The 13,097-nt window shown below is 27.2% G+C and carries 9 protein-coding genes; 8 read left to right on the top strand and 1 reads right to left on the bottom strand.

The features are described 5' to 3' along the window. The first annotated feature begins 9 nt into the window (after positions 1 to 9). Both OIF33_RS07390 and OIF33_RS07385 read left to right on the top strand, forming a co-directional pair. Complete coding sequence (locus OIF33_RS07390) at positions 10 to 879, top strand: cation diffusion facilitator family transporter (RefSeq protein WP_322503588.1); 870 nt, start codon at positions 10 to 12, stop codon at positions 877 to 879. A gap of 228 nt (positions 880 to 1,107) precedes the next feature. Then, positions 1,108 to 2,481, top strand: a complete 1,374-nt coding sequence (locus OIF33_RS07385) for an FAD-dependent oxidoreductase (RefSeq protein WP_322503587.1) — start codon at positions 1,108 to 1,110, stop codon at positions 2,479 to 2,481. A gap of 170 nt (positions 2,482 to 2,651) precedes the next feature. On the opposite strand, the gene OIF33_RS07380 is transcribed toward OIF33_RS07385, so the two are convergent. Beyond that, positions 2,652 to 3,899: a hypothetical protein gene (locus tag OIF33_RS07380; protein ID WP_322503586.1), complete on the bottom strand. Its 1,248-nt coding sequence runs from the start codon at positions 3,897 to 3,899 to the stop codon at positions 2,652 to 2,654. A gap of 282 nt (positions 3,900 to 4,181) precedes the next feature. Between OIF33_RS07380 and OIF33_RS07375 the strand changes: the two genes are divergently transcribed. From OIF33_RS07375 to OIF33_RS07350, 6 genes are all read left to right on the top strand, one after another. Further along, complete coding sequence (locus tag OIF33_RS07375) at positions 4,182 to 5,081, top strand: hypothetical protein (RefSeq protein WP_322503585.1); 900 nt, start codon at positions 4,182 to 4,184, stop codon at positions 5,079 to 5,081. Positions 5,082 to 5,286: 205 nt separating this feature from the next. Continuing rightward, on the top strand, positions 5,287 to 6,258 hold the full coding sequence (locus tag OIF33_RS07370) for a hypothetical protein (RefSeq protein ID WP_322503584.1): 972 nt from the start codon (positions 5,287 to 5,289) through the stop codon (positions 6,256 to 6,258). 258 nt (positions 6,259 to 6,516) lie between these two features. Beyond that, positions 6,517 to 7,026, top strand: a complete 510-nt coding sequence (locus OIF33_RS07365; RefSeq protein WP_322503583.1) for an RNA polymerase sigma factor — start codon at positions 6,517 to 6,519, stop codon at positions 7,024 to 7,026. Beyond that, a complete protein-coding gene (locus OIF33_RS07360; RefSeq protein WP_322503582.1) occupies positions 7,027 to 8,232 on the top strand; it encodes a hypothetical protein in 1,206 nt (401 codons plus the stop codon). 306 nt (positions 8,233 to 8,538) lie between these two features. Beyond that, complete coding sequence (locus tag OIF33_RS07355) at positions 8,539 to 11,742, top strand: DEAD/DEAH box helicase (protein ID WP_322503581.1); 3,204 nt, start codon at positions 8,539 to 8,541, stop codon at positions 11,740 to 11,742. 632 nt (positions 11,743 to 12,374) lie between these two features. Further along, the gene (locus OIF33_RS07350; RefSeq protein WP_322503580.1) at positions 12,375 to 13,061 is read left to right on the top strand and encodes a pseudouridine synthase; all 687 of its coding nucleotides are present in this window, start codon (positions 12,375 to 12,377) and stop codon (positions 13,059 to 13,061) included. The last annotated feature ends 36 nt before the right edge of the window (positions 13,062 to 13,097 follow it).

The following is a 13,097-nucleotide window of genomic DNA, read 5'->3' as shown; positions in this document are numbered from 1 at the left end:
GGAGATAATATGGAATCAAGATATACTGAAGCTAATAAAGTAACCGTATTAGCTATAATATGGAATATAATCTTAACTATTATTAAAGTAATTGCAGGTATAATAGGTAAATCTAATGCTATGATAGCAGATGGAGCACACTCAGCATCAGATATTATAACCTCTATAGGAGTACTAATAGGCAATAAGGTAGCTAGTATTCCTAAAGACAAGGGGCATAATTATGGACACGAAAAAGCTGAAACTTTAGTGTCATTTTTATTAGCTATTTTGCTGGTAATTGTGTCATTAACAATAGGATATGAGGGGGTACAATCACTTCTTCATTTAAATGAAGTTCAAGTTCCAACCATTTTCCCTTTAGTTGTTTCAGTTATATCTATTATAATAAAAGAATATCAATATAGAATTACTATAAAAGTAGCTAGAAAAATTAATTCTCCCTCACTTAAAGCTGATGCTTGGCATCATAGATCAGATGCCCTATCTTCTGTTGCGGCTTTCATAGGAATAGGTGGAGCTATATTAGGATTTAAGGCATTAGATCCAATAGCTTCAATAATGGTTGCTGTATTTATAGCTAAGGTTGGAATTGAGATTTTAATAGGAGCAACTAATGAGCTTATGGATACTTCTATTGATGAGGAAAAAGAGGCTGAAATAAAATCTATAGTTGATCAAGTTGAGGGTATTAAATCTTTAAGTGGAGTTAGAACAAGAAAATATGGCCCTATGGCTTATGTTGATTTAGAAATATGTGTTGACAAAGATTTATCTGTGTTTGAAGGACATAAAATTGCTAGTAATTTAGAAACTCTTATACTTAAGAAAATGAAATTTGTTAAAGGGGTCACAGTTCATATTGAGCCTTATATGTAAGTCATAAAAATTAAATGATGAATTAAAGTTTAAAAGGGATAGATCTTTTCTATCCTTTTTTTATTTACTTATAAGAGAGGTAACTAAAAAGTAACTAATTGTTTGAAAAAATATGAATTGATATACTTAAATCAAGTTAAGAAATATTTTTAAAAAAGCTAATTAAAAAATAATATTTAAGTGCATAAATAAGATATGAATCAATACTTATAGTTTGGAGGAATTAATATGAATAAATATGAATACATTATAATTGGATTTGGAAAAGGTGGAAAAACACTTGCTGGATATTTAGGTAAAATGGGAAAAAAGGTAGCAGTAATAGAGAAGTCAGATAAGATGCATGGTGGAACATGCATAAATATAGGATGTATTCCAACAAAAACTTTAGTACATAAAGCAAAGGTTGCCTTATATAAAGAGTTAAATACATTTGAAGAAAAAGCAAGAGAATATAGAAAAGCAATAGAAGATAAAAATGTCTTAATAGAAGCTTTAAGAAATAAAAATTACGGTATGTTAAATAACAATGAAAATATAGACATATACACTGGAACAGCTTCTTTCATATCAAACACAGAAATACTTGTTAAGAGTGAAAAAGAAGAGATAGTTTTAGAAGGAGAAAATATTTTCATAAATACAGGAGCTACTACTATAATACCCAATATACCAGGAATAAAAGATAGTTCTAAAATATATAACAGTACTACAATAATGGAATTGAAAGAACTTCCAAAAGATTTAGTTATAGTTGGTGGAGGATACATTGGTTTAGAGTTTGCATCAATTTATGCAAGTTTTGGATCAAAGGTAACAGTAATAGAGGCATTTGATAGAATCGCTGGTAGAGAAGATGAAGATATATCTGACAGTATAAAAGAAATATTAGAGAAAAAAGGAATTGAATTTTTACTAGGTTCAAAGGTTAAATCTTTTGAAGAAATAGATGAAGAGGTTGAAATTTCTTATGAAAACAACTCAGGTGATTTAAATAAAATCAAAGGAGATGCAGTTTTAATTGCTATAGGTAGAAAACCAAATACTGAAGAATTAAATTTACAAGCTGCAGGAGTTAAATTAACAGATAGAGGAGCAGTATCAGTTGATAATAGATTAAAAACAAATGTTTCTAATATTTGGGCTATTGGAGATGTTAATGGGGGACCTCAATTTACTTACATCTCTTTAGATGACTTTAGAATTATAAAGGATAACTTATTTGGAGAAGGAAAAAGAACTACTGATGACAGAGGAGCTATTCCATATTCAGTATTTATTGAACCAAACTTATCTAGAGTTGGATTAAGTGAAAAAGAAGCTTTAGAAAAAGGATTTGAAATAAAAACAGTTAAATTAGAGGCTAATGCTATTCCAAGAGCAAAAGTTATTGGAGAAACTCAAGGAATGATGAAGGCTATAGTAGATATAAATACTGATGAGATATTAGGTTGTACATTATTATGTGCAGAGTCAGCTGAAATAATAAATACAGTTAGTTTAGCTATGAAGGCTGATGAAGATTATACTTTCTTAAGAGATAATATATTTACTCATCCTACTATGAGTGAAGCTTTAAATGATTTATTTTCATTAGTATAGGATTGTAGTCTATTTTGATAAATATATTATATAAGTAGTCAATAAAATAATTTTTATATAGATTGATGCAAATAAAATCAACAAACCCAAAATGTGTTAAAATTTCTTTTATAAAGCATATAAAGAGCCAATATTTAATAAAATATTGGCTCTTTATAATTATTTTTATATTAACTTAAAGATGTTCTACCTACAGAAGTATTGTCAGACTTTCTATCTCTTAAATCTTCAATAGGATTTTCACAAGTTTCAAATCTATAATCTTGATTATTTTTTGATATGAATTCTGTTATAACCTTATGACTTGGAACACTCGCAACATCAGCATTAACTTTACTTTGGAATTCATGGAATGATGAATCAGATTTTAGTGTGCTTACATCCACATAATCATCTTTTATAGTTGTATTGTTAACAGTGTTTTTTAATATATCTCTAACATAATCTATATTTTCACCTAAAGTTAATAATTCTGGAAAATCTCCATTTGGAATAACTTCTTGCCATTCTTTTTTCTCATATTTTTTAAGAAGTTCAGCTGCGTGATGTAATTGAGAAATCTCTTGAACAAAACCTTGTTCCCATAAACCTTTTATATATGGATCAACTTCAGAATTATAACAAGAATAATATAAATATGCTTCAGTATATTTGTGCATAAGTAAGCTTTCAAGCCATGTACAATTAGGGTCTATAAGACTTCCATAGTGAGAAACATGTTGTTCTTCTATTAATCCGATTTCTTGATAGAGGCTTCTTCCAATATCACTAGTATAAAATCCAGCTATATTCATGTAATAATTCATAGTTTGTTGTTCAGCAGCTGTTATTATTGATATGTTTAATTTAGTAAGAATATCAGCTGTTTTAAAATCAACAAAATTTCTTATGTTATCAGTAGGGCATCTATGTTCAGCGATTGTTGGTCTAGCTGGCATTATTTCTGTGTAATGACCTACTAGTTTTTCGGCCTTAACTCCTTCTTCCATGAAGAGTAAATCTGAATATCTGTATAAATGGTCAAAATCTTCAAGTAGTGCAAAATCTAGTGCTTGTTTTACTTGTTTATTAGACTCTCTTTTAGCAAGCTTTGCAGTTAAATCTACTGCAAGTTGTTCATAACTTATAGTAGTTTCTAGAATAGTCTCATGTGCAGGTCTTAATGAGCCTATTAGCATTTGTTGCTGCTTATCTAACCTTCTAGAAAGTGCAATTTCTCTTCTAAGTTCATTATTTGAGCAATGTCTAGAAAATTGATGAGAAAACCAGTTTGACTCAAATTCAGCTCCGTTCATTAAAATTATTCTAGTTTTGGTGTATGGATCAACTTCACTTTTATTATAAGGCTTTGCAGCGATATTTTTCCAATCTGTAAAATGTGATTGAATTTTTGAACTTTTTTCTAAAAATGGATTCATAATAAATAGTCACTACCTTTCAAATTATAAATACCTTTTTAGTATTTGGAAATTAATACTTGATTATTCATTAAGATCTATAAGTTTTAAAGGTTAAAGTTTAAAATTGAAAATAAATATATTAATTATATTTAAAAAAATTTTTTTCTATAAATTACTTTGTTTTATGTTGAACTGTATTAATAGATAAAAATTAATACAATTTAATTACTATAATATGTTACAATAATGTTAATAAAAAGAAAGTTAGAAATTAAATGGTTTATTCAAGGGGGAGACTAGTTGAGAACAATTATAATTTTAACAAGTATAATTACACTATTTAGTAGTTTAGGTAATTTAATGTTTGGTGGAGATGACGTAAGTTTTATAACTTTTGAAAAAAGTTTAGAAGAGAATGGAGCTTATGATTATAAAAGTCTAACTAAGTTTATTTATGATAAGAATAGGGAAGTTATGGAAAACTCAAATAATATTTCTGAAGATAGTGGTAAAATTAAAAATGATTTTAAAAATTGGATGATAAATAAAGATAATAATAGTAATACTGAGTCCAAAGAAGATAAAGAAAAGATAAGTAAAGACTCAGTAGATAAAAATAATGAGAAGATATTAAGAATCATCACAGAAGAAAATCCTAAAAGATGGAATGATAAATTACGTTTAGAAGAATGGGACTATAAAGAGATAAGAGATTATGATAATACGTATGGATATTTGATGGGGAAAAATCCTACAAGTATAGGAAATTTACATGGTGAGTATGAATATGAAACTGTTATGATTTCAAGTGCTTCAGTTCAGTATCCTAATATATTTATTTTAGATAAAAGTTATGGATTAGAAGATAAGTCTGCACTTTCTTTTAGAACTGAGGATGAACTTATTAGATTTGTTTTAAATAGTAAAGAAAATATAAATGGGTGGACAGCTGAGAGCCTTTACAATGAAGAAACAAAAGGTAGAGAAGTAGTTGAGTCTAAAATAGAAGATAATAAATTTGAGTATTATATGAGATTGGGGAAAGATGGATATTATAAAGTTGCTATTCTAGAGGATGGCATGGTCACATATTTTCTATATGAATTTCCAGATGAGTATAAAAAAGCTCTTAATCCAATGATAGAACAAAGTAAAAAAAGCTTTAAAGTATTTAATGGATATCCATCAGAGATAAAATAGAGATTTATTATTAAAAATAATTAAATTATAAAATACATGATGTAATAGATAATTTAAAGATAAATAAGTTGTGAAATATATTAAATTAATAGTGAATTTTTATTATGATTCAGTAAAATTTAAAGATAGATAACATAATGATATGTTACAATAATGTCAATTAAAAGAAAAAAGTTTATTGGCTATAATTTGGAGGAGAATTTTAGTGTGGGTAATTTCAATTATAACAAGTATAGTTACGTTAATTAGTAGTATTGGGACAAGTTTAATAGGCGGAGGCAATAAGGGTATAACATATGAGTCAATTGAAACCGAGTTAAGAGAAAATGGCATAGAAAATTATAGAGACCTTAATGAGTTTATTAGTAAGAGAATAAATGAAATTATGGAAGAAGAGAATATGCCAGAAATAACTTATGACTTTGAAAATGGTATTTATAAAGATATAAATCCAGCAGAAAAAAGCGAAGATAACAATGGAAAGAAAGAAGAAAATACTGAAGAAATACCAAAGGAAAATAAGTTTAAAAATAATGAAGTTATAGAAAATGAAGAATATGGGGCCTATATAAAAGATGAACATATGAATATTGGTCCTAATAATAAGGTTTTAAGAGTAGTAATGGATGAAAAGCAATCTGGCGGAGCAAGTTTAAGTTTAGAGGTGAATGATTATAATAATTTAAAGGATAATGATAATACCTATGGATACTTAATTGGACCACAACCTATTAGTTTAGGAGATATATATGGAAATTATGAGTATGAAACGGCAATGATAAATGGGACTATGGCTCAGTATCCTAATATATTTACTTTAGATCAAAGCTATTGTTTAGAAGATAAAAGCACTCTTTCTTTTAAAAGTAAAGATAAACTTATGGAATTTTCTTTAAGTAATCGTGAAAATAGTGGAGGTTTTGATGTAAAGAGTTTATATAATAAAGAAACGGGAAATGGAGATGTAACTGAATCAGAATGTGGAGATAATTGGTTTTATATATACTTAGAAAGAAGCGGAGTTGGAAATTATAGTTTTACTGTTTTTGATGGAGATAGAATTAAGAGCTTCGCATATTCATTCCCAGTTCAGTACAAAAAAATGTTTGATCCATTTATAGAACAGAGTAGGAAAAGTTTTTATGTATTTGATGGCTTTCCAGAACTAAAATCTTAATTAAATTTTTAAACTAAGTAAAAGTGTTATGTGGGTTCATAAGTTTTAACCTTACATAGCACTTTATTTCGTTATAAGTAAGTTTTAATAAGCTATCTATTAAATTTTAATTATTGGCTAAAAATCAACATTCCTCTAAAACATAGCCTAATTATTAAAAAATAATTTGCAACCTTTTTAGGAGGAAGTTTATCTAATAAGTGAAAGAGGTCTTAAGGAAATAAATTTTAAAAGATTATTAAGGGGGAATAGCTAAAAATGCAAGAGCTTATAGAAAGGGCTTTAGGTGGAGAACAGGAAGCTTTTATAGAGATTATAAACAAATCTACAGAACAGATGTATAGAATAGGTAAATCTATATTAAAAAATGATGAAGATGTTGGGGATGCAATGCAAGAAACCATAATGATAGCTTATGAAAGGTTAAATACTTTAAAGGAGCCGAAGTTTTTTAATACATGGTTAATTAGGATTTTAATAAATCGATGTAACTATATTTTAAATAGGAACAAGAAAATTATTTCTATAGATGATATTAATGCTGTTAGTTATAAAGAAAAGGGAATAAGAAATTTAGAACTTAACGAAGCCATAAATCAGTTAAAAGAGGATTATAGAATTGTCATAACACTTTATTATATTATGGGATTTAGTGTGAAGGAGATTTCAGATATTTTAGATGATAAGGAAGGAACCATAAAGTCAAGGTTATGTAGGGCAAGAAACGACTTAAGAGATTTTTATGGAGTTAATAAGGGGGTAAAGTAGATGGATAACTTAGAAAAGAAATTATTAAATTTAAAAAATGAAAATATAGAAGTTCCAAAAGTTGTTTTAGATAAGGTTAACCTAGCTTTAAATGATATAAGAGAAAAAAATAGTGAAAAAGACCAAAGTAAGTTATCAAGTGAATATATATTTAGTAAAAAAGATAAATTAGAAAAATTAGAGTTAGACATAAAAGATAATAAAGGTTTAAATGAAGAGTGTAATATGAGTTCTGATGAAACTCATAAGAACATAATATATATGAAAAGCAAAGAGAGAAAAGGTAAATCAAATAAAAGAAAATATATAGCTGTAGCAGCAGGATTAACTCTTACTACTTTAATAGGATTATCAAGTCCAGTTAGAGCAACCATTAATAAGTTATTTTTCAATAATCCTGGAATTGAAAGTGCAATAAACAACAATTATATTCAAGAAATATCAAATGAAGGGATAGTTACTGATGATTTTAATATGAAGTTAAATAATGTTTTAGTTGATAGTAGTCATATAATTTTAGAATTTGAGTTAGATGTAAAAAATGCTAAGAATCTTTTAAAACTAGACAGTGAAAAGATTGATGTTTATAATGATATATCCTTATACACTGGAGATGGAGAAATAATTTCTGAAGATGGACAGAAGGGTGCAATTGGAAGTATTGATTATACCTTTGATAATAGTAAAGCAAGTGAAGGAAAGCTTTACTTAAGAACTTTATTTGAGTCAACAGAAGGAAAAATTCCTAAAATGGATGAGCTTAAAATAAAGTTTAATAATATAAACTTTAGAAACTTAACTACAGATAATCTCATTTATAGTTCAGAATTAAATTGGAATTTAACTGTTAATTTAGATGATAAATTTACTCAAGTTAATGAGATACAATATTCATTTGAAAATGAATTACCTAATATAGTTATTCATGAGGCTAAGGCTATACCAACAGGATTATTTTTAAATTTCGATTATTTAGCACCAGGTCATGATGAAAATATATTGTGGGCTATGAAAGTTATAGATGAAAATGGGAAAGAGTATAGGATGAATGGAGCTAATATGGAATCTCTAGAAAATGGAGGAGATAGGTTAAGTGGAACTTTTGATGGAATAAGCTCCTTTGATAATGTGGAGAAATTCACATTGGAGATTAAAAATCCAGATGGAAAGACCATAGATAAGGTTAGGTTTTTCAAAGAAAAATAAATAAATGATTTCAATTGTTTTATAATACTTATAATTAAAAATTAAGTTTAGAAAAGTATGTGTATTTAAAGAGAGAATAAAAGAAACCCAAAGGCAAGTTACTTTTTCACCTTTGGGTTTTTTGGTCTATGATTGAACTCTTTATAAGCTTTATAAAAGAAAGCATAGAAAAAAGCAAATGAATAGGAAAATATTAAAAGTATAATTGCTTTTATAAATAGTTTAAAGCTTAAGAAATAGGTTAAGTGGAGAGGAATCTATAAGTATGATAGAATAATTCTATAAAAGTTGAGGAGGGGAATGCCTTTGAATTTAGAAATTTTAATGAAAAACTTAGTAAGGCGAACTTCCAGTTTTACTAGAGAACAAGGAAAAAAATTAATTAAGGAAGCATACATAAAAGATGTTAAGGGAAAAAGCATAGATGGAGTTTATCATATTTATGGAAGAGTATTAAATGACGATAAAACCTGGGATTATGATACTCACTTAAAAATAAATATGAAAAGCAATGAGATTATTGGAGTTAACTGTAGCTGTGAAACCTTTAAGGAGAATAGTAAACAGGTAAAAAATTATGTGTGTAAACATATATCAGCAACTGGAGATGCTTTTTATTCTTTAGCTAAGAAGAAGATTAAAAGTGAAAATCCAATAGATAAGAAGGAAAACAAATTGACTAAAGAGGAAGATAAAAGTAAGGAACAACAAGAAAAGAGATTTCTTTCTTTAGATATAAGTATTAAGCACATGGTAAAAGAGGGAATTCAATTGTTTAATTGCGAGTTTAGAATAGGAGTAGCAACCTCTAACTTAATATTAGATTTAAAAGATTTCTTATATAAAAATAGCTTAAAAAAGCCTTTGAAATTTAATGAAGGTTTTACCTATGATCCTCTGAAGGATGACTTTTTGGAAAATGATAAAAGGATAATTCAGTTTATTGTGGACAACGGTAACATGATAAATGGAAGATATTTAAGGCTTAGACAAAATAACTTAAAGGACTTTCTTAAGTTAATTGATGAAAAAAAGAAAATAAATTTTAATTTTAATTCAATTAACTATGAGATTAAGGTTAAAAAGGAAAATGTTCCAGTAGCCTTAACTTTAAAAGAGGGAAAGGAAGGATTTATATTAAGTCATCATAAGAAGTTTCCTGTGATTTTAAATAATACAGGAGATGTAATGTTTTTTGATAGGAATTTATATCTTCCGAGAAAAAGACAGTTAGAACACTATATCCCAATATATAAGTTGTTTTTAAAGAATAATACAATTACATATAAGAAAACTTTAGAAAACTTAAAAAATCTTTTAGAAGAATTAAAAAATATAAGTAAGAATATAGTTCTTGATGAAAATGTTAAAAACTTTAAGGAAAAGCTTATGAAAACAACCTTTTACTTTTACAAAGATAAGGAAAAGATTTATTGTAATGTAAAGATCGACTATTGTGGCTATATAATTGATTTGATAAGAGATGAAAAGGATAAGAGTTTCTTAAGAGATTTAAAAAATGAAAAATATATAGAATTTCAACTTGAAAGATTTAAATTTATAAAGAGAGAAGAGGATTTCTATTTTATTGGTGATGAAGAGGGAATATATGAGCTTTTCTCAAAAGGATTTAAGAAATTAGGAGAGCTAGGAGAGGTCATATTATCTAAAGAACTACAGGAGTTTAAAGTGCTAGATTCATCTTTTATATCATCAGAGATTTCAGAGTTTTCAAATTTCTATAAGCTAAAATTTGATTTTGGAGATTTTGATATACAAGAATTTAGAGCAAGTATAGATGCTATGAAAAATGGTGAGAGATTTTATAAGACTAAGAAGACTTACTTAGACTTAGAAGAACCAGGTATAGTACATTTCTTAAATATCTTAGAGGATTTAGGATTAGAAAATATAAGTAATAATGAAATTAATATTGATAAAAGTAAGGTTTTATATATACAAGAAAAACTAAAAGATAGAAATCTATCTTTTATAAAAGGTGGAAATGTTCTTCAAGAAATAGTAGGTAAGCTCTTAAATAAAGAGTTTAAGAGAAAACTTGTTCCAAAAGCTTTAAATGCAGAACTTAGAACTTATCAAAAGGAAGGATTTAAGTGGATTAATGAAATTACTGATTTAGGATTTGGAGGAGTTTTAGCAGATGATATGGGGCTGGGTAAAACACTTCAAATAATAGCATTTTTATTATCTCAAAAGAAAAGTAAAAGCATAGTAGTTGTTCCAACTGCAGTTATATATAATTGGATGGACGAATTTGAAAAGTTTGCACCTAGTTTAAAGATTGGATTAGTTCATGGAAGCAAGGCAAGAAGAGATAAGGTTTTAAATGACTTTAAAAGAAGTCTTGGTATTAAATTAGATAACATGGATTTTTCATCAAAGTCTTATGAAAGATATGATGTTTTATTAACTACATATGGAACTTTAAAAAATGATGAAGAGGCTTATGAGAATTTAAGTTTCGATTACTGTATAATAGATGAGGCTCAGAATATAAAAAATCCAACAGCGCAGGCTACCGTATCTGTGAAGAAGATAAAATCAAGATGTAATATTGCCTTAACAGGAACACCAATAGAAAATAATTTAATGGAGCTTTGGTCAATATTTGATTTTGCTATGCCTGGATATTTATTTACTAAAGAAAGGTTTAGAGAGCGTTTTATCTTAGATGAAAATAATTTAGATGAATTAAAATCATTAATAACTCCATTTATACTAAGAAGACTTAAAGAAGATGTTTTAAGTGAACTTCCAGAAAAATTTGAAAAGAAATACTTAGTAGAAATGAAAGGTAAACAAAAGCAAATATATAATTCATATGTAAAAGCAATAAAAACTCAATTAAATGAAAGTAAAATAAACGGAAAGAGTGCACAAGGGAACATAAATCTATTTGGCTATTTAATAAAGTTAAGAGAAATTTGCTTGGATCCTTCAATAGTTATTCCAGAGTACACTGGAGGAAGTGGAAAACTAACTGTAGTAAAAGAAGTTGTTAAGGATGCCAGTGAGGCTGGTAAGAAAATTTTATTATTTTCTCAGTTTACTTCAGTATTAAAGAAAATAGAGGATGATTTTAAAAGAGAAGGTATCTCTTATTTATATTTAGATGGAGGAACATCGGCTAAAGAAAGGGTTGAAAGAGTAAAGAAATTTAATGAAGATGAGAATATAAAAGTATTTCTAATATCTCTAAAAGCAGGAGGGGTAGGACTAAATCTAACTTCTGCAAGTGTAGTTATACATTTTGACCCATGGTGGAATCCAGCGGTGGAAGATCAAGCTACAGATAGAGCTCATAGATTTGGACAAGAAAATAGAGTAGAAGTAATAAAGTTAGTAGCAAAGGATACTATCGAAGAAAAGATAGTATTAATGCAAGAGGATAAAAAAGAGCTTATTCAAAGTTTAATGGATGGTAAAGCGATGGATGGCAAAGGATTAAAACGTCTTACTGAAGAAGAAATAGCTAAATTATTTGAATAGAGTTTAAAATAAGAAAAAAGCTAAGGTAATTTAAATTACCTTAGCTTTTTTCTCTAATCGTACTGATTATCTGTAGTTGGTGGCAAACCAAGTTAGAGAGTTTAAAGAAATAAGTTTAAAGTATAAAATTTAAGCTTATTTATCCATAAAAATCATCCAAGTTATTTTTAAAGCAAAGAAGGTTGTTTACTCTAAAAATACAATATAAAAACAGGCTAACAGAAAATCCGAAAAATATTTTATAGTATAACCATACGTTCCTAAAGTATGTTATTAAGTTTTAAATATACTATACTTACATTATAAACTAATATTCCTAATATATAAACTATTTTTTAAATTTTGGTTAAAGTAAATATTTTTACTATTGAAAAAAAGGAGAATTTTGATAAAGAAAATATATAAGTTCCTATGATAATGAATTCTTTAGGAGAAGAGTTAGACATAATAGGTTTAAATGTTGAGGTGAATTATCAGAAATAGTTTTTAAGTAAAATTATCTTTAAAAGTTTAATTTTAAAGATATTTAATTGGTTAAAAATATTAATTGCTTCTGCTATAATTAATCAGATGAACTAAAAACATAAAGTACATAATAAATTGAATTTTGGAAAGGATGTTTATAATTAATAATGAGAATAAACAAGCTTTTTAGCAATTTTGGAATATGCTCTAGAAAAGAAACTAATAGAATTATTAAAGAAGGCAGAGTAATTGTAAATGGAAAGCCTTGTATTGAAGGACAATGGGTTGAACTAAGTGATGAAATACTTTTAGATGGGAAACCATTAGTTCCAAGAGAAAAAATTTATCTAGCACTTAATAAGCCTGTAGGCGTTGTATGCACAGCGGCAGAAGAAGTTAAGAATAATATAATAGATTATTTAGGAATAGATGATTATGTCTTTCCAATAGGAAGGCTTGATAAGGACTCACAAGGACTTATTATTTTGACTAATGATGGAGATTTGGCAAATCAAGTCTTAGCAGCGGAGAATAATCATGAAAAAGAGTACATGGTAACATTAGACCAACCTTTTTATGATGATTTTATAGAAAAGATGGAAAATGGCGTTGAAATATTAGGACAAGTAACAAAACCTTGTAAAGTTAAAAGAATAAATGAAAATACCTATTCTATAATATTAACTCAAGGATTAAATAGACAAATAAGAAGAATGAGTAAGGTTTTTGGCTTTAATGTAGTTAAGTTAGAGAGAGTTAGAATTGTTAATATAACTCTTGAGGACATAGAATATGGAAAGTGGAGATATATAAGCAAAGAAGAAATTGAAGAGCTAGAAAAGCTTATAAAGTAGTTAAGGAGACAAATATCATAGCAGATGGTATTAATA

This window comes from Clostridium sp. LIBA-8841, from assembly GCF_034439435.1.
Classification (GTDB): Bacteria; Bacillota; Clostridia; order Clostridiales; family Clostridiaceae; genus Sarcina.
Note: the sequence above shows the minus strand (reverse complement) of the source record. Positions and strands in the feature narration are given on the sequence as shown.